Annotated in this window: 21 protein-coding genes; 5 read left to right on the top strand and 16 right to left on the bottom strand. The window is 72.8% G+C overall.

Features of this window, described 5'->3' with window-relative positions; all coding sequences use genetic code 11:
- The coding region (locus VK923_10965; protein ID HSJ45189.1) for a hypothetical protein at positions 1-429 on the bottom strand (429 nt) is incomplete at its 3' end.
- A gap of 445 nt (positions 430-874) precedes the next feature.
- On the bottom strand, positions 875-3,769 hold the full coding sequence (locus VK923_10970) for an AAA family ATPase (GenBank protein HSJ45190.1): 2,895 nt from the start codon (positions 3,767-3,769) through the stop codon (positions 875-877).
- 1,487 nt (positions 3,770-5,256) lie between these two features.
- On the opposite strand from VK923_10970, the gene VK923_10975 reads away from it, so the two are divergent.
- From VK923_10975 to VK923_10985, 3 genes are read left to right on the top strand one after another with little or no spacing between them, the layout of a single operon-like run.
- Entirely contained in the window at positions 5,257-6,855 is a 1,599-nt protein-coding gene (locus tag VK923_10975) for a SpoIIE family protein phosphatase (protein HSJ45191.1), read from the top strand.
- On the top strand, positions 6,839-7,210 hold the full coding sequence (locus VK923_10980) for an STAS domain-containing protein (GenBank protein HSJ45192.1): 372 nt from the start codon (positions 6,839-6,841) through the stop codon (positions 7,208-7,210). The genes VK923_10975 and VK923_10980 overlap by 17 nt, the downstream gene beginning before the upstream one ends.
- Positions 7,203-7,553 carry an STAS domain-containing protein gene (locus VK923_10985; GenBank protein HSJ45193.1) on the top strand — a complete coding sequence of 117 codons (351 nt, stop codon included), beginning with the start codon at positions 7,203-7,205 and terminating at the stop codon, positions 7,551-7,553. The genes VK923_10980 and VK923_10985 overlap by 8 nt, the downstream gene beginning before the upstream one ends.
- Positions 7,554-7,911: 358 nt before the next feature.
- On the opposite strand, the gene ligD is transcribed toward VK923_10985, so the two are convergent.
- From ligD to VK923_11015, 6 genes are all read right to left on the bottom strand, one after another.
- On the bottom strand, positions 7,912-9,171 hold the full coding sequence (gene ligD / locus VK923_10990; protein ID HSJ45194.1) for a non-homologous end-joining DNA ligase: 1,260 nt from the start codon (positions 9,169-9,171) through the stop codon (positions 7,912-7,914).
- A 133-nt stretch (positions 9,172-9,304) separates the two neighbouring features.
- Positions 9,305-9,451 (bottom strand): hypothetical protein, encoded by a 147-nt coding sequence (locus tag VK923_10995; protein HSJ45195.1) that lies wholly within the window; start codon positions 9,449-9,451, stop codon positions 9,305-9,307.
- Positions 9,452-9,745: 294 nt separating this feature from the next.
- Positions 9,746-10,063: an MGMT family protein gene (locus VK923_11000; protein HSJ45196.1), complete on the bottom strand. Its 318-nt coding sequence runs from the start codon at positions 10,061-10,063 to the stop codon at positions 9,746-9,748.
- On the bottom strand, positions 10,060-10,500 hold the full coding sequence (locus tag VK923_11005; GenBank protein HSJ45197.1) for a GrpB family protein: 441 nt from the start codon (positions 10,498-10,500) through the stop codon (positions 10,060-10,062). The genes VK923_11000 and VK923_11005 overlap by 4 nt, the downstream gene beginning before the upstream one ends.
- Entirely contained in the window at positions 10,416-11,108 is a 693-nt protein-coding gene (locus VK923_11010; protein ID HSJ45198.1) for a hypothetical protein, read from the bottom strand. The genes VK923_11005 and VK923_11010 overlap by 85 nt, the downstream gene beginning before the upstream one ends.
- Positions 11,072-11,353 carry an alpha/beta hydrolase gene (locus VK923_11015; protein ID HSJ45199.1) on the bottom strand — a complete coding sequence of 94 codons (282 nt, stop codon included), beginning with the start codon at positions 11,351-11,353 and terminating at the stop codon, positions 11,072-11,074. Before VK923_11015 ends, VK923_11010 begins: the two co-directional genes overlap by 37 nt.
- Positions 11,354-11,440: 87 nt before the next feature.
- On the opposite strand from VK923_11015, the gene VK923_11020 reads away from it, so the two are divergent.
- Both VK923_11020 and VK923_11025 read left to right on the top strand, forming a co-directional pair.
- Positions 11,441-13,168, top strand: coding sequence for an adenylate/guanylate cyclase domain-containing protein (locus tag VK923_11020; GenBank protein HSJ45200.1), 1,728 nt, complete (start codon positions 11,441-11,443; stop codon positions 13,166-13,168).
- Positions 13,169-13,281: 113 nt separating this feature from the next.
- Positions 13,282-15,873 carry an AAA family ATPase gene (locus VK923_11025; protein ID HSJ45201.1) on the top strand — a complete coding sequence of 864 codons (2,592 nt, stop codon included), beginning with the start codon at positions 13,282-13,284 and terminating at the stop codon, positions 15,871-15,873.
- Here the strand turns inward: VK923_11025 and VK923_11030 are convergent.
- The 8 genes from VK923_11030 to pcaH all read right to left on the bottom strand — a co-directional run bounded on the left by VK923_11030 (position 15,863) and on the right by pcaH (position 23,048).
- Entirely contained in the window at positions 15,863-16,642 is a 780-nt protein-coding gene (locus tag VK923_11030) for a PIG-L family deacetylase (protein HSJ45202.1), read from the bottom strand. The two genes, VK923_11025 and VK923_11030, sit on opposite strands and share 11 nt — an antisense overlap.
- Positions 16,643-16,712: 70 nt before the next feature.
- Positions 16,713-17,279: an OsmC family protein gene (locus VK923_11035; GenBank protein ID HSJ45203.1), complete on the bottom strand. Its 567-nt coding sequence runs from the start codon at positions 17,277-17,279 to the stop codon at positions 16,713-16,715.
- A gap of 267 nt (positions 17,280-17,546) precedes the next feature.
- Positions 17,547-18,794 (bottom strand): NAD(P)-binding domain-containing protein, encoded by a 1,248-nt coding sequence (locus tag VK923_11040; protein HSJ45204.1) that lies wholly within the window; start codon positions 18,792-18,794, stop codon positions 17,547-17,549.
- 161 nt (positions 18,795-18,955) lie between these two features.
- The gene (pcaC, locus tag VK923_11045) at positions 18,956-19,354 is read right to left on the bottom strand and encodes a 4-carboxymuconolactone decarboxylase (GenBank protein HSJ45205.1); all 399 of its coding nucleotides are present in this window, start codon (positions 19,352-19,354) and stop codon (positions 18,956-18,958) included.
- Positions 19,351-20,130, bottom strand: coding sequence for a 3-oxoadipate enol-lactonase (gene pcaD / locus VK923_11050; GenBank protein ID HSJ45206.1), 780 nt, complete (start codon positions 20,128-20,130; stop codon positions 19,351-19,353). Before pcaD ends, pcaC begins: the two co-directional genes overlap by 4 nt.
- Positions 20,127-21,494 (bottom strand): 3-carboxy-cis,cis-muconate cycloisomerase, encoded by a 1,368-nt coding sequence (gene pcaB, locus VK923_11055; protein HSJ45207.1) that lies wholly within the window; start codon positions 21,492-21,494, stop codon positions 20,127-20,129. The genes pcaD and pcaB overlap by 4 nt, the downstream gene beginning before the upstream one ends.
- Complete coding sequence (gene pcaG, locus VK923_11060) at positions 21,469-22,026, bottom strand: protocatechuate 3,4-dioxygenase subunit alpha (protein ID HSJ45208.1); 558 nt, start codon at positions 22,024-22,026, stop codon at positions 21,469-21,471. Before pcaG ends, pcaB begins: the two co-directional genes overlap by 26 nt.
- Positions 22,026-23,048, bottom strand: coding sequence for a protocatechuate 3,4-dioxygenase subunit beta (gene pcaH / locus VK923_11065; protein HSJ45209.1), 1,023 nt, complete (start codon positions 23,046-23,048; stop codon positions 22,026-22,028). The genes pcaG and pcaH overlap by 1 nt, the downstream gene beginning before the upstream one ends.
- Positions 23,049-23,122 lie beyond the last annotated feature (74 nt).

The following is a 23,122-nucleotide window of genomic DNA, read 5'->3' on the forward strand; positions in this document are numbered from 1 at the left end:
CACCAGGTACAGCTCGTCGCCGGGTGCGCCCTGCTCGGTCAGCGTGGCGCCCTGCTTGAGCCGGCGGATCTCCGGCTTCGCGCCGCCCCGCATCACGATGGCCGACAGCTGCCGTTCAAGCGCGCTCTCGGCCTCGGCGACCGTCGTCTGGTGCTCGTGGCCACCCCATGGCGACCAAGCGCCGAACGACTCGCCGTGCCACGTTCGGAAGTCCGCCACACCGGACTTGCGGATCAGCCGGCCATCCTCGTCATAGATCCAGTGCCGGGGGAAGGGGCTCGCGCCGACAACCTCCCGCTGCACCGTGCCGTCGGCGTGCAGGGTCAACGCCAGGGTCGTCCACACTGTCGGACCGGAGATCTGCACGTACGGCGGACGGTTGACCATCCGCGGGTCGGCCACGCCGGGACGACCCCCCATCGTCTGCACGAACCGCACCCACCCGTCGCCGACCTGGCTCGTGTCCGATGTCGGGATATCCGATGGCGGGCACCGTCCGTCGGACGCCGGCGAGCTTGAGCGTGGTCGCGCCCATGTGGCCGCCCCCTGCGTGGCCGGCGTCTGTGATGCGGCCGTCGCCGTCGACGTCGATCCAGGCCCGCAGCTCGTTGGCGAACCGAAACCGGTCCGCTGCGCGGAGGGCGTCGAGATCGTCGGGGCGCACACGCTCCGGCGGCGGCGGGTCCCAGTGCAGGAAGCCGATGACGAACGGCACCTTCATTACGCCGCCGACGGCCTCCGAGGGGATCCAGGACAGGGATGTGACTGCTGCTGTGAAGCGCATCGTGTGCTCCTCGTGACGACCGCCGCAGCATGCCCCGGCCCCCGTGACGGACCCGTTACGGGGCGCCACGCCGGGACGGGCCGTGCGCCGTCACCAGTCGACGAGCTTCCAGATCTCGGGCGCGGCACTGGCCTGGTCGCCGACCTCGGCGAACAGCGTGACAGCGGTCGTCAGGTGCGCCATGGCCTCCTCCTCGCGTCCGGCGCCGTGGAGCAGGTCTGCGATGTTGTTGTGCAGCGCCGCCTGGCGATGGCGATCGCCGATGCGCTCGCACAGGCGCACAGCCGTGCGTGCATGCTCCAGCGCGTGCTCGTACCTGCGGGCGTCGCCCAGCACGAGCGCGAGGTTGTTGAGCGCCGTGATCTGCGCGTCCGGCTCGGGCAGGGCCGCGGCCAGGTCGGCGCTGTACTCCAGCTGTCGTTCCGCCTCGTCGAGACGTCCCGTGCGACGCGCCAGCAGGCCCAGGATGTTCCGCGCCTGGGCCAGCGCGCGTCGGTCGTTGGCGCGCTCGGCGAGGTCGAGTGCACGGCGCGCCTCCAGCTCGGCCTCGTCGATCGCGCCGGCACGGGCGGCCGCCAGGCTGCGTTCGGCTGCGATGCGCGCCCGCAACTCCGGCTCCTCGGCGTCCCTGAGTGCGGTGACGGCTGCGTCGAGCCGCGCCCGTGCCGCACCGCTGTCGCCCATGCGCACGTGCACGTGCGCGCACTTGTGCTCGAGCCCCGCCAGAGCGGGTCCGACCGCCGTCGCCGCGGCGTTGTCATAGCTGACAAGCGCCGCGGCGTAGTCCCCGCGCAGGGTCTCCAGGTCGCCGACCGCCTCGTGCAGGTCCGCCGCGTCGGGATGGCCGAGCGCGAGGGCCTGCCGCAGGTGGTCGAGGGCCTCGGTGTTGGCGTACAGCGCGCGGGCCTGCTCGCCGGCCAGCGCGAACATCTCGGCAGCACGCGCGTCGCGGCCCGCGAGCTGCTCGTGCCGTGCGATCAGGCCCGCCACGGCGAGGGGCTGGTCACCGGTTCGGGGCCGGCTGCGCAGGGCGTCGGCGACCCTGCCGTGCAGCAGACGACGCCGCGCCAGGCTCGCGGCGTCGTAGACCACGGACCGCAGCTTGTCGTGGGTGAAGTCGAACAGCGGCGTACCGGCCGGGCCCTCGAGCTCGCGCACCATGCCACGCATGGTCAGGGTCTCCAGCGCGGCCACGGTCTCGCCGTCGGTGCGGCCGCTGGCGGCCATCGCCGTGTCGAAGTCGAACGACCTGCCGATGGCGGCTGCCGCCGTCAGGACCTGTCGGGCCGTCTGGTCCAGGCTCGCGACCCTGGTGCGGAACAGGTGCTCGAGGCTGTGCGGCAGCGGCCAGTCCCCGTCGCTGATCGGGCCGTCGAGCTCCTCGAGGTACGCGACGACGGCCAGCGGCAGCCCCTCGGCCTCCGCATGGAGACGCGTCGCCAGACGGGAGTCGATCCGGTCATGGGCATCCGTGGTGCTGGCGAGCAGGGCCTCGATGTGGTCGATGTCGAGCCGGCCGAGCGTGAGGACGGTCCCGGAGCCGGCGTCCTGTGCCGCCCGCACTGTGTCGCTCCAGCGGTTGTGCTCGGTCAGCTCGTCGTCGCGCCAACAGCACAGGAGGGCCAGGCGGCGGCCGCGCAGGCGGGTGATCACATACGTCAGGAGCTGCAGCGTGGCGTCGTCGGCCCACTGCAGGTCGTCGACGACCAGCAGCCCCGGGGCATCGCCGTCGAGGGCGGCGCCGAGCACCTGCCACACGCCCTCGACGAAGCGTGCCTGCGCGCCGGGTGAGGTGAGCGGCTCGGTCGATGTCACGCCGTCGGCTGCGATGGTCGGCACGAGCCGACCGGCCTCGGCGCGCCAGTGCGGTGCCACGTGCGCCAGCCGAGCCTGGGCGTCCGCGTGCCCAGCGGCGTCGCGAAGGGCCTCGGCCACCGGCGCGTACGCCAGGCGCTGGTCGCCGGGCTGGCAGCGGACGGCGATCACGGTCGCTCCCCGCTCCGCAATGCGAGCGCCGATCTCCTCCGCGAGCCGGGTCTTGCCGATCCCCGCCTCGCCGGTGACGGCGAGCAGCCGACCGCCTGCGCCGACCTGCGAGTACGCCTCCATCAGCTCCGCGACGGCGTCTTCGCGACCGACCAGCGGCGTGGCCAAGCGCCGTGGCGGCGCCACCTCCGTCCTCGGGGCCCGCGCGACCGCTGGCGCGGCCGCCTGCTCGGCGCGCGGTGGGGGAGGCACGCGGTCCTCCAGGATCGCCTGGTAGAGCGCCACCGTGTCGTCGAGCGGCCGAACGCCCAGCTCGCGATCGAGCGTCGCGACGCAGGCGCGGTACTGGTGGATCGCGTCCCCACGCCGGCCGTGCCACGCGTAGAGCTGCATCAGACGTCGGTGCGCCGGCTCATGCAGAGCGTCGAGCGCGACAAGGCGATGCGCGTGCGTGATCGCCTCCTCGAGCCGACCGGCGGCCGTCAGCCCGTCGACCAGACGCTCGAGCACCCCGCTGCACTCGCGGCGCAGTGCCTCGGTCTCGACGATCATCCATTCGTCGAACGCGGCGCTGTCGCGCAGCGTGAAGCCGGACAGGAAGTCCCCGCGGTACAGGGCGGCTGCCTCGCCGAGCCGGTCGAGGCACCGCTCGCAGACCTGCCCGGTGTGGGCGTGATCGGCCGGTCCGGCGGCCGCCCGGAACACCGTGACGTCGCACCACCGGTCGTCGCCGTCCAGCGCGACCCGGTCGCGTGCGCTGTCGAGCCAGCGCCCGCCGAGCGCGCGGTTCAGGACCGACAGCGTGCGACGCAGCGCCGCGCGCGCCCTGGTGTCGGTGCTGTCCGGCCACAGCAGGCCGGCGAGCGACTCGCGGCTCTGTGAGCCCTCGAGTGCCAGGTAGGCCAGGACCGCGACGGCCTTGCGGGTGTCGACGTGCATGGCCGCGCCATCGATCTCAACCGATGGTGGGCCGAGCAGTCGAAGCCTGAGTCCCCGCATGGTCGACGCCTCGCGGTCGTGTGGTCGCCCCAGCCGGTAGCGCACGATAGTGGGTTACCGGCGTCCGAGGCCACAGGCAGGTCGTAACGATCATCAACTCGTAACGTTCATCGGACGCCCGGTCTGCGAGCTTTGGGCCGCATGCTCGAGCGGCCACGTCATCCGCTCGGCGCCTGCACCTCGCGCACGATGCTGCCCGCGGGGTGGCCGTGAACGCCCGCCGGATCGTCGCGCTCGCCGTCGTCGGCTTCTACGTCGTCACCGTCGGGAAGGCATGCTGCTGCAGGTGGCCGGCGGCGCAGCACCGACCTGCTGGAGGGCTGGCGTACCTGGCCGCGTTCGGCCTGTTCGCGGTGCTCGGCGCGATCCTGATCGCACGACGTCCCGGGCACGTCGTGGGACCGCTGTTCGCCACGATCGGGCTGCTGCCGGCGATCGGGTTCCCCGGCGAGACGTTCGCCGCCCTGCGGGTTCCTCGAGGGCAGCGCCACGCCGCTGTGGGGCCGCCTGCTGGCATGGCCGAACACCTTCTACTGGTATGTGGTCCTGGTCATCATGGTGGTCTACGTCCCGCTGCTGTTCCCCGACGGGCACCTGCCGTCGCGGCGCTGGCGGTGGGTCACGTGGCCGGTCGGCGTGGGGGTCGTCGTCATCTGCGGCATCTCCGCGGTCGCCGAGCGCATCCTGCTCCAGACGCTGGGATCAGACGGAAGGCCCTGTACGTCGTCAACCCGTTCGGGATCGCCGACATGCCCTTCGGGGGACAACCGGCTGTTCGACCCGGCCTGTACGAGATTGACCGTCTCATCAGCAGGACCGTAACCTACGCGCTGGTGACGGCGACGCTGCTCGTCACCTACACGGCCATCGCCACACTGCCGGGTGTGATCATCGACCTGCGATCGGATGTGCTTGTGGCGGCGGCGACGGCGGCGGCGGTGTTCGTCCCCGTGCGGCGTCGGGTGCAGGCAGTGGTCGACCGGCGGTTCGACCGGGCTCGCTACGACGCGCAGCAGGTCGTCGACCGGTCCGGTGCGAGGTTGCGCACCGAGCTGGACCTGGACGGCCTGGCCGATGACCTGCGCGGTGTCGTCGCGTCGACCGTGCAGCCGAGCGCACGTCTCGCTCTGGCTCGCCCGGGAGCGCCCATGATGAGCGCACCCGGAGCCGGCCCACGTGTCCCTGAGGCTGCGCACGCCGGAGCCGATCCCATGATGCTCCGTAGGCCGGCCGCCCGGATCCTGTCGCGGCGTCCGGTCGCGGCGGTCGGTGGCCGTGTGGGTGTTCCCCACGACCGTGATCGCCTGCTGCCTCGCAACCCTCGTCGGCCTCGTCCAGCGGTACCGGCGGGCGCAGGGTGGCCTCGGTGCACGTGTTGCTGTGGCTCCCCCGGACGGAGGGCCGAGTCGAGATCGACCGCCCGTAACGCTTTCCGTCACGGTTCCGGGACACCGTGGTGGTGTCATGGACGCCGAGGAGGACGACCGATGGCCGGACGGCTGGAACGGTGGCGCGCCACACGTCGCGCCCGCAGGCAGGCGGGGGCAGTCATCGACATGCCCGTGCCGGCGGACACGAGGCTCGACCCGTCGCCGGTCGACATCCCGCCCGACGACCCCGCCCTCGCCCACTTCCAGAACGCGGGCGGCCCGGTCGACCTCGAGGAGGTGACGTTCGATTCCAAGGCCGTGCGCAACCTCCGCGACGCCGGCGTCAAGCTGGTCGTCCCGCTGGTCGCCCAGGGCGAGCTGATCGGCCTGATCAACCTGGGACCGCGGTTGTCGGAGCAGGAGTACACGTCCGACGACCACAGGCTGCTCGAGAACCTCGCGAGCCAGGCCGCCCCGGCGCTGCGCATCGCCCAGCTGGTCCGTGAGCAGGAGGCCGAGGCGACCGAGCGCGAGCGCATCGCACAGGAGCTGCGGGTCGCGACGGTGATCCAGCAGAATTTCCTGCCGCGCGAGCTCCCGGAGCCCGACGGCTGGGACGTCGCCGCCTTCTACAAGCCCGCCCGTGAGGTCGGCGGGGACTTCTACGACTTCGTCGAGCTTCCCGACGGCCGCCTCGGCGTGTTCACCGGCGACGTGACCGACAAAGGTGTGCCGGCGGCGTTGGTGATGGCGGCGACACGTGCCATCCTCCGCGCGACCGCCCAGCGGCTCGACAAGCCCGGCGAGGCCCTGTCGCGGGTCAACGACCAGGTGCAGCCGGACATCCCGGCGCGCATGTCCGTGACCTGCCTGTACGGCGTGCTCGACCTCGAGTCGGGACGGTTCGTGTTCGCCAATGCCGGTCACAACCTGCCCTGCGTGGGCCGGCGTGACGGCGCCTTCGAGGCCAGGGCGGTCGGGATGCCGCTGGGTATGATGCCGGGCCAGGACTACGAGGAGGCAGAGGTCACCCTCGCGCATGGGGAAACGCTGGTCCTCTACAGCGACGCCCTGCCCGAGGCGCACAGCCCGCAGCGGGAGATGTACGGGTTCCCGCGGTTGCTCGGCCAGGTCGGCAGGGGTCCGCGTGGTCCGCAGCTGATCGACCACCTGCTGACCGACCTGCGCGCCTTCACGGGCGAGGAGCGGGAGCAGGAGGACGACATCACACTGCTGATCCTTCACCGCGCGGGTGCCACACCTGACGCGCAGCTGCGCCGCAGCCGCAGGATCGCGGAGTTCACCGTGGCCAGCCGGCCCGGCAACGAGCAGATCGCCGTCGACCGCGTGATGGAGGCGGTGCGCGACCTGCCGAGACGCATCGAACGGCTGCGCACCGCCGTGGCCGAGACCACCATGAACGCCATCGAGCACGGCAACGAGAACAACCCCGAGCTCCACGTCGAGGTCGAGGTCTATGCCGCGCCGTCCGCCCTGCTCGTCCGCGTGTCGGACCACGGTGGCGGCCCACCGCCGGGACCCGTCGAGGCCCCGGACATCGCCGCCAAGCTCCGTGGCGAGCAGACACCGCGAGGCTGGGGTCTGTTCCTCGTCCGCAACATGGTCGACGACGTCCACGTCACCGCCGAGGGCGACCGACACACCGTCGAGCTCGTCATGGCACTGAAGGGGGATGACGATGAGCTTCCACGTTGACATCCAACGGGACGGAGACACGGCAGTGCTGCGCATGCGCGGTGAGTTGGACGCCGTGGCCGACGTCGCACTGCTCGGCGCCCACGACGACGCGGTCGCCGACGGACCTGGCGAGGTGCTGCTCGACTTCACCGCCGTGGACTACATCAACTCCAGCGGCATCGCGCTGATCGTCACGCTGCTCACCGACGCGCGGCGCGCGCACCGCACGGTGCGGGCCACGGGGTTGTCCCCGCACTACCGTCACATCTTTGAGATCACCCGGTTGACCGACTACCTGGTGCTGGACGGCGACGGGACCGTCCGGACCGACCGAGGCGCGTTGACGGCGCGCGAGGAGGCGGCACATGGCTGAGACGATGACCACGATGAACACGCGGGCGGTGACCGATGCCATATCGGTCATCGACATCGTCGGCGACGTGGTACCGAGCACAGAGGACATGCTGCTCGAGGCGTTCGCGAAGTGTGAGCCGGCGAGCACCGTCGTCCTGAACTTCACCGACCTCGCCTACATGAACAGCGGGGGGATCGGCCTGCTCGTCACGATGCTCGTCCGTGCCCAGCGCAACGGCCAGGCACTGCGGGCGTACGGGTTGTCCGATCACTACTGTCACATCTTCCAGCTGACCAGGCTCGACGAGACGATCCGGCTGCACGACTCCGAGGTTGACGCCATCGCGGCCGTGGAGACCTGACCGGCCCGGCGCCGCCGTCGGGCGCACCGGTCGCACTGCACACATGCTCTGCCTGATCATCATGCACGGACGGCAGTTGCAGGACATGCATGACAACCCTGTGCACGGCACGTGTCCACGGATCCGATCGCGGTCGCGGCGCCTGCCGTGGCTCGCCGCGCTGCCGGTGGCGCTCGCGCTGCTGTCTGCCTGCGGTGGAGCGGCCGACAGCAGCGACGAGGCGCCTCGTCCGAGCCTGCACCCGAGGTCGCGAGCGAGCCGGCGAGCGAGCCGATGACCAGCGAACCGGCGGCGGCCGACGCCGACGCCACGATCACCGCCGTCGACTACGCCTTCGAGGTCGGTGACGTCGCTGCGGTCACTGCTCCGCGTCGCGCAGACCCGTCCACGGGTCGTGATCGACCTCCAGCGCCTCCTGCGGCGGTCGGCGGTCCTCGGGGACGTGCACCAGGTTGAGACGGATGCGGGTCCACATGCTGCTGCGTCCGCGCATGGCGTCGACCAGCACGTCGGCGGACTCGAGGTACTGCCAGACGTCGGGGTGGCGCTGCTTCCACCGCTCCAGGCCGGCCATCGCCTCGTCGGTGGTGCGCGCGCGCGCGATCTCGATCAGCGGCATCGACGACCGGCGTCGACCCGACGCGCCTCTGCTGTGGCCAGGGGCCGGCGCGGCGACCTCCCCGGTCGTGGGCACGTCCTGTTCCCGGGCGTCGAGGTCGTCGGCCAGCGTGAGCAGCTCGTCGAGACCGCCGACCGTGTCGTCCAGCGTGGCCGTCAGGTCACCGAGGGCCGCGTAGCGCGTCGGCACCGTGTGGATCGTGAACGCGGCGGGGTCGCAGTCGGCGACCTCGTCCCAGCGCAGCGGGGTCGAGACGCGGGCGTCGGGCGTCGGGCGGACGGAGTACGCCGACGCGACGGTGCGGTCACGTGCGTTCTGGTTGTAGTCGACGAATACCCCGTGGCGCTCCTCCTTCCACCAGCTGGCGGTCGCCAGATCGGGCGCTCGCCGCGCCACCTCACGCGCGAGCGCCTCGGCCGCGCGACGCACCTCGTCGAACGTCCACCGGCGTGCGATGCGGCAGACGACGTGGAAGCCGCGCGACCCGGAGGTCTTGGGCACGCCGACCAGGCCGACGTCGTCCAGGACGGTCCTGACCACGAGGGCGACCTCGCGGATCTGCGGCCACTCCACGCCCGGCACGGGGTCGAGATCGACGCGCAGCTCGTCGGGGTGGTCGAGATCGTCGGCACGCACCAGGTGGGGGTTCAGGTCGATGCACCCCAGGTTGACGGTCCACACGAGCTGCGCGGCGTCGTGCAGTACGACCTCGTCGGCGGACCGTCCCGACGGGTAGTCCAGGCGGACCGTGTCGATCCACTGAGGCCGCGTGCGCGGTGCCCGCTTCTGGAAGAAGAAGGGCTGGTCGACGCCGTTGACGAACCGCTTCAGGACGACCGGGCGGCCACGGACGCCGCGCAGCGCGCCGTCGGCCACGGCCAGGTAGTAGCGGACGACGTCGAGCTTGGTGTGGCCGGTCCGAGGGAACCACACCTTGCCGGGGTTGCTCACCCGCACCTCACGGCCGGCGGCCTCGACCATCGCGGCAGGTGCAGCCATACGCTGCAGCGTACGTCACGGGCGGTGGCGCCGCGTCGTAACAGCATCCTGTGGCGATGAGCTCGGTCACGCTCGTGTCGAGGGCCCGAAGCCTGGGCGAACACGCGGTGCTGTCAACCGTTCGCGCCGTGAGTCAGAGCGCTCGGTGCCGCCCTCGAGCACCCCAGGTGTCGCCGGTCAGGCCGAACCGGGCGAGGATCTGGACCGCCCCCCGCACCGTCCACGTGCGCCAGTCGGCATCGAGGTGGCGGCCGTACCAGGCGCGGGTGGACCCCCACACGATTTGGACCGGCTGCACGTCGCGGCGGGGTACGCGGTGGCGGTCGCACCAGCGTCGACGTCGGCACGGCGAAGCGCGCCGCGAGCTCAGCGGTGGTCGGTGCCGTGCCGCGCGCTGCGAACGTCGTCAGGATCGCGTGGTGCAGGGCGCCGGTGGAGGGCCGCATGCCTGCAGTATCGCGGTCGTTCGCCATGCCGCTGTGTGCTCGTGGTGCGTCGCACCTCCGCGCGCCACCAGCCGCGCCCAGGATCGAGCCGGTCCGGTCACGGTCCGCGACTCCGGCCGCGGCCCGCGTCAGGGCTCGACACGACGGTCGCCGCCGACGTGCACGCCCTCCGCCTCGAGCAGCGGGCGCTGCGTGGGCGCGTGCGTGCGGTACAGCCGGCCGCTGGTGGGGATGACGCGCCACCACGGCAGGTCCGGCACGCGCCGCAGGACGTTGGCGACTGCCTGCGCGGAGCCGGGGCGCCCGATCTCCATCGCGACGTCGCCGTAGGTGACGACCTCGCCGGGCTCGAGCTCGCGCACGACGTCGACGACGGCCTGCTGGAACGTCGTCAGCCCCGCCTCCGGCGGCTGCGGGTCGGCGTTCGGCGGCGGCGGAGTCGTCACCGGCCTGCGCGCCGCTCGTGCAGGGAGGCGGTCACGAACCCGGTCTTGCCGTCCGTGTAGGCCTCGCGGACGCCCTGGTGTCGGCCGGCGAGCGCCCGCTTGTGCTCCTCGTACCGCCGGCGCAGGTCCGCGTCGTCGCGCAGCAGGTCGCGGAACGCCACGTGCTCGCGCCACCACGTGCCGCCATGCACCACCACGTGGGCGTGGGCCAGCCGTCGGCCGTCGGCGCGGCGCAGCGCGAACACGTGCAGATCGGTGTTGTCGCTGTCAGGATCGTCGCGGTGGGCGTAGCCGGCGGCGCGCAGCCGCTCGGCGGCCGGACGGGTCGCGGCGGGGTCGGCCACGCCGACCATCAGGTCGACCACCGGCTTCGCGGCCAGCCCCGGGACCGCCGTGCTGCCGATGTGCGCAATCGCCACTGCAACGTCGCCGAGCACGTCCGCGATGGCAGCGCGCTCGCGCTCGTAGCGCTGCGCCCACGTGGGGTGTGTCGCACCAGGTCGACCGGATCCTGCCACGACCGTCGCCTCGGCGTCGGCGATGTGTGCACACAGTACCGCCCTGAACGGACGCCCGTCAGGTGCGCGGCGTGCCCGGCGGCGTGCTGAACGTGGTGGCGACCGCCGGTGACCCGCGCGACGTCCTCGCCGATGCGGTGCATCGCGGCGGGGCTGCGCGCACCGGTCACGACCAGGACCGGCACCGTCACGCCCGCCAGACCCGCCGGCGACAGCGGGGTCCGCCACACGCGCAACTCGCCGGCGCGACGTGGATGCCGGGGGTCGTCCGCGGCGACGGGCACCTGGATGCGTCCCAGGGCACGCCGGTCCATGTACGCGAAGAGGTCCCGTGCGGCCGCCGGCCCGTCGCCCTCGACCGCGCGGTCGTACAGGGCGGCCAGGCGCGCGCGCACGTCGAGCGCGTCAGGATCGCGACCGCACAGCGTCACCGTCCGCGCCTCGACGACGGTGAGGCTGGCGAAGAGGCGGCGCTCGAGCTGAAGCGCGGTCAACGCGACCAGCTTGCCGAACGAGAAGCCGAGCACGTGGGCGTGCCCCCCGGCGTGGGCGTCGATGAATGCTCGAGGTCGCGTGCGTGGGCGGCCAGCGTCCCACCGGCACCGCGGGAGAGCTCGAACCCACGGCGGTCGGGCACAAGGACACGGAACCGCTGTGCCCAGTCGGCCAGCACCGGTCCGAAGGCCGGCCGCCCGGACAGCAGGCCGCCGTGCACCGCCACCAGGGTCGGCCCGTCACCGGCGGCGACGTGACCGAGCCGGACCGGTTGCATCGTGCTCCCTCCGGGTGCGCAGGTCGCCGCGCATCCGTCGTGACGAATGGACATGGTGCCGACGGCGGCCGATACTACGGTGCAGCCATGACCGCGGTGACTGATCAGCGCGTCGACGATCTGCGTCGCCGCCATGCTGTCGTGCTCCACGCCGACGTCGCCGACTACAGCCGGCTGATGGCCGACGACCCGTCGGCCACCGTCGCGACGATGCGGACGTACCACGAGCTCGTGACCCACGCGGTGACCGAGGTCGACGGCACGCTCGTCAACTTCGTCGGCGACAGCTTCCTGGCCGTCTTCGACGACGCCGCGTCGGGCATGCGCGCCGCGATCCGCATCTGCTCCGCGGTCCGTGAGCGCAACGTGGACCTTCCACGTGCTCGTCGCGCCTGGTTCCGGCTGGGGCTGGACGCTGGCGACATCGTGACCGCGGCCGACGGCCGGCACTTCGGCGACGCCCTGAACATCGCGGCACGCATCCAGGCGATCGCCGAGGTGGGCGGCATCAACGTGACCGAGACCGTGTACCGGGCGCTCGACGAGCCGGCGCTGCGCCTCGTGCCCCTCGGTCTGCGGCGGCTGAAGAACATCCCCGAGCCGGTGCGGGTCTACCGCCTCGCCGGCGTCGGGCGACCGGACGGCCGGCTGCCCGTGCCGGGGACGGTCGAGCCGGTCATCGCCGTGCTGGGCACCTCGCATGGCGATGACCCTGCCGACCGCCGGGTGGCCGATGCCCTGCGCGCCGAGCTCGTTGCCGCGCTCGGCGCCGTTCCGGGACTGGGGGTCGTGGACGGAGGCGACAACCCGTCCGGCCATGACGGCCCCGGAGCCAGCTACTTCCTCGACACGGTGACGGTGCGGTCGGGGGAACGGGTGCGGTTCTACGCGAAGCTCGTCGAGCTCGAGACGTTCAACCTCGTATGGAGCGGTCGATGGCAGGGCACGACCGACGACCTGTTCACGCTGCAGGACACCGTCGCGGCCGAGACCGTCCGCGCCATGGAGGTCGAGCTGGTCGTGGGCCAGCCCGCGATGATCTACCGCACGGAGCTCGACGCCGGGGAGCGGGCGGCGGTCTACACGGGCTGGTACCACCTGGACCAGGGCACCCGGGACGGGTGGCTGCGGGCCGTCGAACTGTTCGAGTCGGTGACGCGGTCGCGTCCCGACTCGGTCAGCGGGCACGGGCTCACCGCGTTCGCGCGCTGGTGGGGCGCAGCGGAGGGGCTGTCGGACACGCCGGCCGAGGACCTCCGGACGGCGGCGCGACACGCCACCAGGGGCGTCGAGCTGGGCGACCCGTCGGGACTCAGCCACCTGGTGCTGGCCGCGCTGCGGCTGCACGAGGGTGGCGACCTGCAGAACGCGCTGGCGGATGCCGAGCAGTCCCTGGCGCAGCGGCCGACCTGCGACGTGACGTTGGCCGTGCTCGGCAGCGTGCGGCGCTATCTGGGAGACTGGCGGGCCGCGGTCGAGGCGTGCGAGCGCGCGCAGGCGCTGAGCCCCGTCCGCCGGCCGTGGTTCGCAACAGTGCAGGCGAGCGCGTGGTACGTGGGTGAGCGCTACCACGACGCCATCCAGGCCGCGGAGTGGATCGTCGACCGCCAGCCCGACAACCTCGAGGCCCTCCTCGTGCTCGCCGCGTCGCAGCAGGCACTGGGGCTGAACCGCCGGGCCCGTGCGACCGTCGGGATGCTGCTCGACCGCCACCCCCACGTCCGGCGTGACGATCTGCCCCAACGCCACCCGTTCCGCGACGCCGACATCATCGCGCGGTGGTCGGCGCACCTGGCGGCCGCCGGGGTCCCCTGAAACGGCGGGTGTCCCCCCGATGGCGGTCCCCGCGCCGTCGGGGACGCCGCGGGTCACGCATTGCGTGACCTGGCGCTCGATCCTTCGTGCCGTGTGAGGTTACGCTACGGGCCATGCGCCTGTTGGAGCGGGACGATCAGACGCGGGTGCTCGACGCGGCCCTCGAGCGCGCGTCGGATCGGCGTGGGCGGGTCACTCTGGTGCACGGGCCCGCCGGCATCGGCAAGTCCAGCCTGGTGCGCGCGTTCGCTGCCTCCGCCGAGGCCGCCGGCGCGGTCGTGCGGGTCGGCGTCTGTGACGACCTGCTGACGACCCGTGCGTTCGCGCCCTTCCGCGACATCGCGCGTGGGCAGAGCAAGCTGGGCCGGGCGCTGGACTCGGGCGCGGACGCCGCCGAGGTGCTCGATGCGATCCTGGAGGAGCTCGACGACCCGCTGCACCCCGTCGTCGTCGTCATCGAGGACCTCCAGTGGGCCGACGACGCGACGCTGGACGCGCTGGTCGTGGTCGCGCGCCGCATCGAGCGCCTGCCGGCGTTGCTCGTGGCGACCTACCGCGACACCGAGATCGAACGCACCCACCCGCTGCGGCGCGTGCTCGGCGCACTCGGCGCGGCCGGCGTGGAGCACATCGCCCTGGGTCCGCTGTCCAAGGCGGCCGTGGCAGAGCTGGTTGGCGACGCCGAGCGGGCCGCCGAGATCCACCGCGTCACCGGCGGCAACCCCTTCTACGTGCTCGAGCTTGCGGCCGCGACGCCGGGCACGGTGCCCACAACCGTGCGCGACGCCGTCCTGACCCGCGTGCTCGCCCTGCCTCGCCCCACCCAGGAGGCGCTCGAGGTCCTGGCGGTCATCCCCACACGTGCCGAGCGCTGGCTGGTCGAGGCGGTGCACCCCGGCGGCGGCAGCGCGCTCGACGCCGCCGAGCGCGCGGGCCTGGTCACCGGCGATGCGGACACGGTGGCCTTCCGCCACGAGATCGCCCGTCGCGCCGTCGAGTCGGACCTGCCGACCGGGACCCGGGTCGCACGAAACGCCGCGGTCGCCGCCGCGCTGATCGCCCACGACGCCGACGCGACCCGCATCCTGCACCACGCCATCGAGGCGGGTGACGCCGACGCGGTGCTGCGCCACGGGCCCGACGCGGCACGTGAGGCGTCGCGGCTGGGCAGCCACCGGGAGGCGTTGCAGGCGTATCGCCAGGTCCACCGGTTCATCGACCGCCTGGCGCCCGACCAGCGGGTGGGCCTGGCGGTCGCCTACGCCTACGAGCTGCAGCTGGGCAACCGGCACGGCGAGGCCGCAGCGGTCGCACGCGAGGCCGTGGAGGAGCTCGAACGGGTCGGCGACACCGAGGACCTCGCCGACGCCCTGCTGGTGCTGTCCAGGGCCGTGTACTGGCACCGGGGTGCGGGCGACGCCCTGCCCCATGTCGAGCGGGCCATTGCGCTGCTCGACGGCGCCGACTCCTCCCCGGTGCTCGCGATGGCCTACGCCCACATGTCGCGCCTCCACCTGCTCGCGAACCGCAACGCCGATGCCGCCGAGTGGTCGGCGCGGGCGCTGGAGGTCGCCGCGCGGTCGGGGCACCTGCCGGCCGAGGCGGGTGCGCGCATCACCCACGGTGCGGCGACACTGAACCTCGGTGACGACACCGGCCTCGACGAGGTCACCCAGGGTCTCGAGCTCGCGCGCACCCACGGGTTCCACGAGTCGGTCATCCGGGGCTACTTCCAGATCGCCGTCGAGCACATGCGACGGGGCGAGCTGGACCGGGCCGAGACCACGGTGCACGAGGGCCGGGCCTACGCGGCCGACCACCAGGTCACATACGGCGCGTTCCGGCTCGACGGCCTGCTCGGCTGCCTGGCGTTGAACCGCGGGACGGCGGACGACGCGCAGCGCATCCTGACCCAGACGATCGCCTCCGAGGTCGAGCCGGCAATCGCGGGCGTGCAGCCACGCGCCTGGCTGGCCCAGGCACTGGCCCGGCTCGGCGACCCGGAGGCCTCGACCGTGGCGGCGGAGGCGTGGTCGTTGGCGTCCACGTCCGACGAGGCGCCACTGCTGGGCGCGGCGGCGGCGTCCCTGCTCGAAGCCGCATGGCTGTCGGGGGCGACGGAGGGCGTCGACGAGATGGCGGCGCAGGCCCTGGTGGCGGCGGACGCGACGGGCCATCCCTGGTACGCCGGCGACCTCCGGGTGGGGCTGCGCCGCGCAGGGCTGGCCGCCCCACCACCCGTCGACCCCTCGGTGCTGCTCGACGCCCACGCTGCGTCGCTGCGTGGTGACCACCTCGCCGCGGCGGAGGCGTGGGAGGCGGCCGGCTACCGCTACGAGCAGGCCGTGGAGCTTGCCCACGCCGAGGACCGCGACAGCATGCTCGACGGCCTGCGCATGCTCGACGACCTCGGTGCGGTCGGCACGGCCAACCGGGTGCGGGCGACGCTGCGCGCCCGCGGCGTGACGTCGGTCCCGCGCGGGCCGACGCGCGGGACGCGTCGCAACCCGGCCGGCCTGACCAACCGCCAGGTCGACGTGCTGGTCCTGCTCACCGAGGGTCTGACGAACGCCGAGATCGCAGACCGGCTCGTGGTGTCGGTGAGGACCGTGGACCACCACGTGTCCGCGATCCTAGACAAGCTCGACGTGTCGACCCGGCAGGAGGCCGCCGCGCTCGCGACCGAGCTGGGGATCACCGGCTGAGCATCGCCGGCGCACTGACGGCGACGTCGGCGGCCACCGGGCCGGGGATCATCGACAGCGCCGCGCGGAACGTCTCCGTCGAGGTCCAGGCGCGGTAGACCTGCTCACCCATGGCGGCGATCAGGTCTGCCGTCTGGCTGGCCTGGGCCCGCAGCGCGACCAGCTTGCGGTCGGCCAGCGCGCCGTCGAGCACGACCTCCAGCGCGATCTGGTCAGGTGAGGTGCGCATCGGCAGGTCAGGGTCCATGTAGATGTCGAAGCGGTCGTGCAGGTGCTGCCAGCGCTCGACGAACGATGTGGTCGTCGTGGCGTACAGCAGCCGCGCGTCCGGGGCGACGAGCTCGCGCGCGACGGTCGTCCAGGTCGACACACGGCGGTGGTCGGCGTGGCCGGTCAGCCCGTCGGGTCCGAACGTGACGATGGTGTCGGGACGGACCGCCGTCATGATCTCGGCGACGCGTCCGATGGCCTCGTCGAGGTCCTGGTGGGGCAGCGTGCCGTCGACGTAGCCGAGGAAGTGGTGCTCGGTGACGCCCAGGGCCGAGAGCGACGCGCTGAGCTCGGCCTCGCGCACCCGAGCGAGGCGCCGGGGTGGCCACACGTCGGGATCGGAGGTACCCGCCTCGCCCCGGGTCGCGGTGGCGACCACGACGTGCTGGCCGGCCTGCCGCGCCAGCGCCATCAGCCCACCGGTGAGGTAGGCCTCGTCGTCGGGGTGGGCCCAGACGCCGAGTATCGTGCCAAGGTCCGTGGTGGTCAGGCGGGTCATCGGAGCTCCGATCGTGCGCCGCGCGGTGACCACGGTCCCGCCGGGTCAGCGGCGGGACCGTGGTTGGGGCTCACGCGACAGTGACGTCGACGGGCACGCCGTTGGTGATCACGTCGAACACGGCCGAGCGACGACGCGACTGCTCCACGATCTCGTGCAGCGTCTCGTCATCCGCGTCGCCCTTGATGCTGAAGCTGACGCGGATGTTGCTGTAGCCGTTGCGCACCTCGTCGGACAGCCCGAGGATGCCCTGCAGGTCGACGTCACCGGTGACGGTCGAGGTGACCTCGGTCAGGTTGACCTTGCGGGCGGCGGCGATGTTGGCGATGCCGTGGGTCAGGCAGGCGGCCAGCGCGTGCAGCAGGTACTCGGCGCCGGTGGGACCGTGGTCCCCACCGACCAGGACCGGCGGGTGGTCGGCGTCGGCGGTGTACGCCTCCTTGTGCTCGTGCTCAGCGCCCGCGCCGTAGAAGTCGGCGAAGGTCGAGCGGTTGTGTGTGCCGTTGACCCACTGGTTGCGGACGCGGAACTGGAACTTGGCCAGCTCGGGCTGAGCGTCGACGGCGTCGAGGGTGGCGAACAGGGTCGCAGTGTCGACGCCGTTGCGGACAGCGTCGGTGCCGATGGTGTCGGTCATTTGGTCTTCCTCCTACAGGAAGGGTTCGATCAACTGGCGTCATGCTGACCGGCCGCGATGCGTTTCCCATCGGTGGGTGTTGCCCATCTCGGACCGTTTGACCACCTAGCCGCAACGCCCCGAGCCGCCACCCCACGAAGCACAACCACTCCCGGAACCGCAGCCACCTCGCGTCGCGGCGCGAGCGCGAGGTGGTGCGCGGGGTCAAGGGGTGGTTGTCGGAGTGCGTGGTCGGTCGTACGGACCGCAACCACCGCGCAAAGTGGGTCAGGCGCGCACTGCGGCGGCGACGGTACGCCGCGCTATCACACCGGCGAGGTGCTCCGCGTCGGCGCCCACACCGTGGATCGTGTCCGACCCCCGGCGGTACATCCAGCGCAGGCCCAGGAAGAACAGGCCGTCCGCGGTCGTCACCCCGCGTCGCTGCAGCGGTTCGCCGGTCGCGTCGAACACGTCCGCGTCGATCCAGCTGAAGTCACGCCGGTAGCCGGTCGCCCACAGCACGGAATGGATGCCGGCGTCGTCGAGCTGCAGCCGGCGCGGTGCCTGTCGCACCCACGCGCCCGGCGGCGGCGGTTCGTCGTCAGGCGCAGCGGCGGGCACGCCGCTGCGCGCCACGAAGTCGTCGACGCTGTTGCGGAACTCCTGCCGGTGACGGTCGGCGGCTGCGACCGTGGCAGCCAGATCGTCGCCGAACCACACGGTCGCGCCCTGGACGCCGGCGAGGCGACCGGTCGGGGTCACCCCGCGGGCGACCAGGCGCCGGAGATCCATGTCGTGGCGGCCGCCAGCCAGCACGAAGGCGGGCGTGGATCGCACGGCCTGGGGGTCGGCGAGGCTGTCGATCGTGCGGTCGAACGCACTCATCCGGTGCATCCACCAGTGGGCGTCGCGGCCGCGGTAGCGGCGTGGCAGGGTACGGTGCCGACCGGCGGCCAGCACGACCCGGCGACCCGCCAGGGCGAGCTCCTCGGCGATCTGCTGACCCGACGGCCCGGCACCCACGACGAGCACGCCGCCGTCGGGCAGCTGCTGCGGGTTGCGGTAGTGGCTGGTGTGCAGCTGGACGATGTCGGCCGGCAGGCGGACGGCGGGCTCCATCGGGATGCGAGGCAGCGCGTGGTGGCCGGTCGCGACGACCACGTTGTCGGCGATGAACGACCCGTGGTCGGAGATCACGCACCAGGCGCCTCCCGCGGGACGGATCCTGTGCACCGCGACCCCGGTGTGCACCGGCGCGTCGAAGGACCGCGCGTAGCGCTCGAAGAGGTCGACGACCTCGGCTCTGTCCATGAACCCGTCGGGGTCGTCCCCCCGGTAGTCCAGGCCCGGCAGGCCCGTCTGCCAGTTCGGCGTGAGCAGCTTGAACGAGTCCCAGCGCTCGCTGCGCCAGCGCTCGCCGACGCGGCCGCGGTCGAGGAGCAGGTGCGGTCGTCCGTGCGCCGTCAGGTGGTGACTCAGCGTGAGGCCTGCCTGCCCGGCACCGACGATGAGGGTCTCGACACGCGTTCCCATTACGCTGTGCTCCTGCGATCGATCCGGTTAAGTGTCCGTGATCGCACGGTAGGCCCGGGCGTGGCGCCAGCCCTCGGCACCCATTGCCCATGTCGGTGCCCGCCCTGCCTACGCCGCGCGGTCCTGCGGCAGGGTTCGGTTGCCGGCCCGCGTCGGGCGCGTCAGTCGTCGGACAACGCCGCGGCCAGCCCCATGTCCGCCAGCGTCCGCTGTGCCACCGCCATCGCGGCGTTCGCGGCCGGCACCCCTGCGTACACCGCGGTGTGCAGCAGCACCTCAGCGATGTCATCGGCGTCGAGCCCGTTGCGGACCGCGGCGCGCACGTGCAGCGCCAGTTCGGCCTCGTGGCCCAACGCGGCCAGGAGCGCCAGGGTCAGGCAGCTGCGGGTGCGGCGGTCGAGGCCTTCACGGGTCCACACATCGCCCCAGGCGTTGCGCGTGATGTACTCCTGGAACGGCCGTGTCATCCGGGTCGCGCGCGCGGTCGCCTGCGCGACGTACTCGTCGCCGAGCACCTCGCGACGCACCTGCATCCCGGCGTCGTACCGTTCGTCCGTCATTGCTGTCCCTCCGAATCGAGGTGGGCGAGGATGTGCCCTGAGACGGCGTCGGGCTGCTCGACGTTGGCGAGGTGCGCGGCGGGGCCGACCATGACGATCCGTGCCCCGGCCACGCCTGCGGCGATGACCTCCGCGTGCTCCCGCGGCGTCGCGGGGTCCTCGTCGCCGACGATCAGCAGGGTCGGCGTCGTGATCGATGCCAGGTCGTCGCGTAGGTCCATGGTCGCGATCGCCTCGCAGCAGCCTGCGTAGCCCTCATCAGACGTCCCGCGGACCATCGCGAGCAGGCGCTCGACCAGGGCGGGGTCAGCCGTGGCGAGGCCGTCGGTCAGCCACCGGCCGACCACGGCGTCGGCGACGGCGCGGACGCCGTCGTCGCGGACGGTCGCGGCACGGTCGTGCCACCGCCGGGCGGGCGGCAGGTGAGCGGATGTGCAACACAGGACCAGCCGGTCCACGCACGCGGGTACGGTCGCCGCCAGCTGCATCGCGATCATGCCGCCCAGTGACAGGCCGACGTGGTGCGCCCGCCCGACGCCGAGGCGGTCGAGGAGCGCCGTGACGTCCTCCGCCAGGTCCGCCATGGTGTAGGGACCGATCGGCGCAGGCGACCGACCGTGGCCTCGCAGGTCGTAGCGCACGACGCGTTGGCGCCCGGCCAGCGGTACCACCTGGGGTTCCCACATGTCGAGGCTGCTGCCCAGCGAGTCGTGGAGGACGACCACCGGTGCGTCGACAGGGCCGGTGACGACGTGGTGCACCTCGACGGCGGTCACCGGGTCGCCGCAGTGGCGTCGTGACGGGCCAGCGCGCGGTCCACCAGCACCGTCGCGTTGCCGGTCGCACCGGTGGGATCCAGCAGCCGGCGGAGCTCGTCAGGCGGACAGACGTCCGTGATCACGCGGTCTCGACTCAGTTGGCTGAGCAGGTCGGAGCCTTCGGCCTCTGCGCGGTCGGCGGCAGCCGCCACCAGGTCGTGTGCCGCGAGCCGCCCGAGCGCGTCGGTCAATGCGGCAGTCACGCGCTCGGCCTGGAGCAGCCCCCCGGTCAGCTCCAGGTTCGCCCGCATGCGGTCCGAATGGACCCGCAGGTTGCCGACGCTGTCGCGCAGCCACGCCCCGGCCGAGCCGGTGGCGCGCAGCAGCTGCGTGCACGGACGCCACTCGGCGTGCCAGGCGCCGGCGGCTCGTTCGTGCTCCTGGCACATGGTCGTCAACAGGGTTGCGACGAGGCCGGGCACCGTCATGGCGGCCGCGAGCGCGGCCACCGCGGCGACGGGGTTGCGCTTGTGCGGCATGGTCGACGACCGCCCGCGGCCCTCGACGCCCTCGGACACCTCGCCGACCTCGGTCTGGGCGAGCAACGTGATGTCACGCGCCACCTTGGCGCAGACGCCCGCGGCGGAGCCGAGTGCACCGGCCAGCTCGGCGATCGGGGTGCGGATGGTGTGCCAGGGCATGACCGGCGCGACCAGGTCCAGCCGGCGGGCGAACGCCACGGCCACGCCGGGGCCGGCCTCGCCGAGTGAGGCCAGCGTGCCGGCCGCGCCACCCAGCTGGGCCGGCAGACCCCTGCGGACGGCGCGCAGCTGCGCGAGGGCCGCATCCAGACCGGTCATCCAGCCTGCCGCGCGGCAGCCGAAGGTGGTCGGCACGGCCTGCTGCAGCAGCGTGCGGCCGACCATCGGCAGGTCACGGTGGATGCGGCCGAGCTCCGCTGCGGCGTCGGCCGTCGCCGTGAGGTCGTCGATGATGACGTCGAGCGCCTGGCGTGCCACGAGCATCGTCGCGGTGTCGAGCACGTCCTGGCTCGTCGCGCCCCGGTGCACGTGCGCGGCCGCGCCACCGTCCACGGCGGCCGTCAGCGCGCGCACGAGCGGGACGACGGGGTTGCCGGCGGCCGTGGCGGCGGCGCCGATCTCTACGGCGTCGAACGCCCTGGCGTCGCAGGCGGCTGCGATGTTGTCCGCGTCCTCGTGGGCGATCACTCCGCGGTCGGCAGCGGCGGTGGCCAGCGCCGCCTCGACGTCGAGCATCGCCTGAAGCCACGCGCGGTCGCCCGTGACCGCGCGCACACGGCCGCGCGCCAGCACGAGATCGAACAGTGCGTCGGTGTCAGGCGTCGAAGAAGACGGTGGCACGATCGCCCTGCAGGTGGATGTCCAGGTCGTAGCCGCCGTCGACGGATGACGCGAGCAGCGTGGAGCGGCGCGCCTCGGGCAGGTCGCTCAGCACAGGGTCCGCGGCGTTGGCATCGACCTCGTCCGCGAAGTAGATGCGGGTGAACAGCTGGCGCAGCAGGCCACGGGCGTGGATCGTGCAGTCGAGGTGCGGTGCCTGCGTCGTGCCCGCCGGGCCGGGCACCGGTCCCGGTCTGACGGTGACGATCCGCCACCGGCCGTCGGCGTCGGTGGCGCACCGCGCCCAGCCGCGGAAGTCGCCGTTCGCCGCCCCTCGCGGGTCCTCGGCGCTGGCGAACCGGCCATCGGCATCGGCCTGCCATGTCTCGACGAGGGCGTCAGTGACCGCCTCACCCGCGCCATCGGTGATGCGGCCGGTCAGCACGATCGCCGCGGCGTGGTCCTCGGCGACCGCGGTCGCGCCGTCGGGCCACAGCAGCCCGATGTGCAGGAACGGGCCGGCTGTCTGGGCCGGAGTGATCTGGCGGCCCATCAGTGCTCGTCCTCGTCGTCGGGGTCCTCGAACACCCCTGCATCGCGGCCCCGGAGCACGATGTCGAAGTTGAATGCCAGCGCCCACTCGGGGACGGTCTCGTCCAGGTCGAACGAGGAGATCATCGCCTGCCGTGCCCGCTCGTCGCGCACCGCGTTGAAGATCGGGTCCTGCCAGAAGAGCGGGTCGCCGGGGAAGTACATCTGGGTGATCAGCCGCTGCACGAACGCGCGACCGAAGACCGAGAAGTGGATGTGGGCCGGCCGCCACGCGTTGTGGTGGTTGCGCCACGGGTACGCGCCGGGGCGGATGGTGGTGAACCGGTAGCGTCCCGCGCTGTCGGTGAGGCACCGGCCGGCCCCGGTGAAGTTGGGATCCAGCGGTGCGTCGTGGCGGTCGCCCTCGTGAGCGTAGCGGCCGGCGGCGTTGGCCTGCCAGATCTCCACGAGCGTGTCGGGCACGCCGCGACCGTCGCTGTCGACCACGCGCCCGTGGACGATGATCCGTTCACCGAGCGGCTCGGCGTCGTGGCGGCGCGTCAGGTCCGCGTCGTCCGCCGTCACGCGGTCCTCACCGAACGCGGGGCCGGTCACCTCCGTCAGCGTGTGGGGCAGGATGACCAGCGGTCGGTCGGGCGCGCGGTGCTTCGTTGAACCGTACTCCGGCGTCGCGAGCGCCGGATCGCCGGCCTCGCGCCGGTAGCCGGGCACGATGAGGGTGTCGGTCATGTCGGCCACGATGGGGTGCATCCTCTGGGTGTCGGGTGTGGTGGGAGGCGGCCACGCCCCCACGCATCGTACCGTGGTGGTGATCGAGGACTCCCGCGTGTGCCGGTCGGCACGCCCTACGGCCAGACCCGGGAAGCGCGCGTGCCCGACCGCGGCTGCAGCTCCCTCGAGCTCGCCCGGCGCGACGACCTCACGGGCCACCACGTGGGACGGGTGCCGGGCGGGTGCGGCGGCACGGAACGCGTGGACGGGGCGCCACTCGCCGGCTGACGTGTCACGACGCGTCCCGGTCACCGCCCGCCACGTGCGCCCATCGGACGGACGGGTCGGGACGTTCGAGGCGTCCAGATCCGGGTCTAGCCTGGCGC

The organism is Euzebyales bacterium, from assembly GCA_035461305.1.
Lineage (GTDB): Bacteria > Actinomycetota > Nitriliruptoria > Euzebyales > JAHELV01 > JAHELV01.

Excerpts from the sequence above, each read along its gene's own strand:
- VK923_10970 (HSJ45190.1), bottom strand. The coding sequence starts at position 3,769 with ATGCGGGGACTCAGGCTTCGACTGCTCGGCCCACCATCGGTTGAGATC.
- VK923_10975 (HSJ45191.1), top strand. The coding sequence starts at position 5,257 with ATGGCCGGACGGCTGGAACGGTGGCGCGCCACACGTCGCGCCCGCAGG.
- VK923_10980 (HSJ45192.1), top strand. The coding sequence starts at position 6,839 with ATGAGCTTCCACGTTGACATCCAACGGGACGGAGACACGGCAGTGCTG.
- VK923_10985 (HSJ45193.1), top strand. The coding sequence starts at position 7,203 with ATGGCTGAGACGATGACCACGATGAACACGCGGGCGGTGACCGATGCC.
- ligD (HSJ45194.1), bottom strand. The coding sequence starts at position 9,171 with ATGGCTGCACCTGCCGCGATGGTCGAGGCCGCCGGCCGTGAGGTGCGG.
- VK923_11015 (HSJ45199.1), bottom strand. The coding sequence starts at position 11,353 with ATGCAACCGGTCCGGCTCGGTCACGTCGCCGCCGGTGACGGGCCGACC.
- VK923_11020 (HSJ45200.1), top strand. The coding sequence starts at position 11,441 with ATGACCGCGGTGACTGATCAGCGCGTCGACGATCTGCGTCGCCGCCAT.
- VK923_11025 (HSJ45201.1), top strand. The coding sequence starts at position 13,282 with ATGCGCCTGTTGGAGCGGGACGATCAGACGCGGGTGCTCGACGCGGCC.
- VK923_11030 (HSJ45202.1), bottom strand. The coding sequence starts at position 16,642 with ATGACCCGCCTGACCACCACGGACCTTGGCACGATACTCGGCGTCTGG.
- VK923_11035 (HSJ45203.1), bottom strand. The coding sequence starts at position 17,279 with ATGACCGACACCATCGGCACCGACGCTGTCCGCAACGGCGTCGACACT.
- VK923_11040 (HSJ45204.1), bottom strand. The coding sequence starts at position 18,794 with ATGGGAACGCGTGTCGAGACCCTCATCGTCGGTGCCGGGCAGGCAGGC.
- pcaC (HSJ45205.1), bottom strand. The coding sequence starts at position 19,354 with ATGACGGACGAACGGTACGACGCCGGGATGCAGGTGCGTCGCGAGGTG.
- pcaG (HSJ45208.1), bottom strand. The coding sequence starts at position 22,026 with ATGGGCCGCCAGATCACTCCGGCCCAGACAGCCGGCCCGTTCCTGCAC.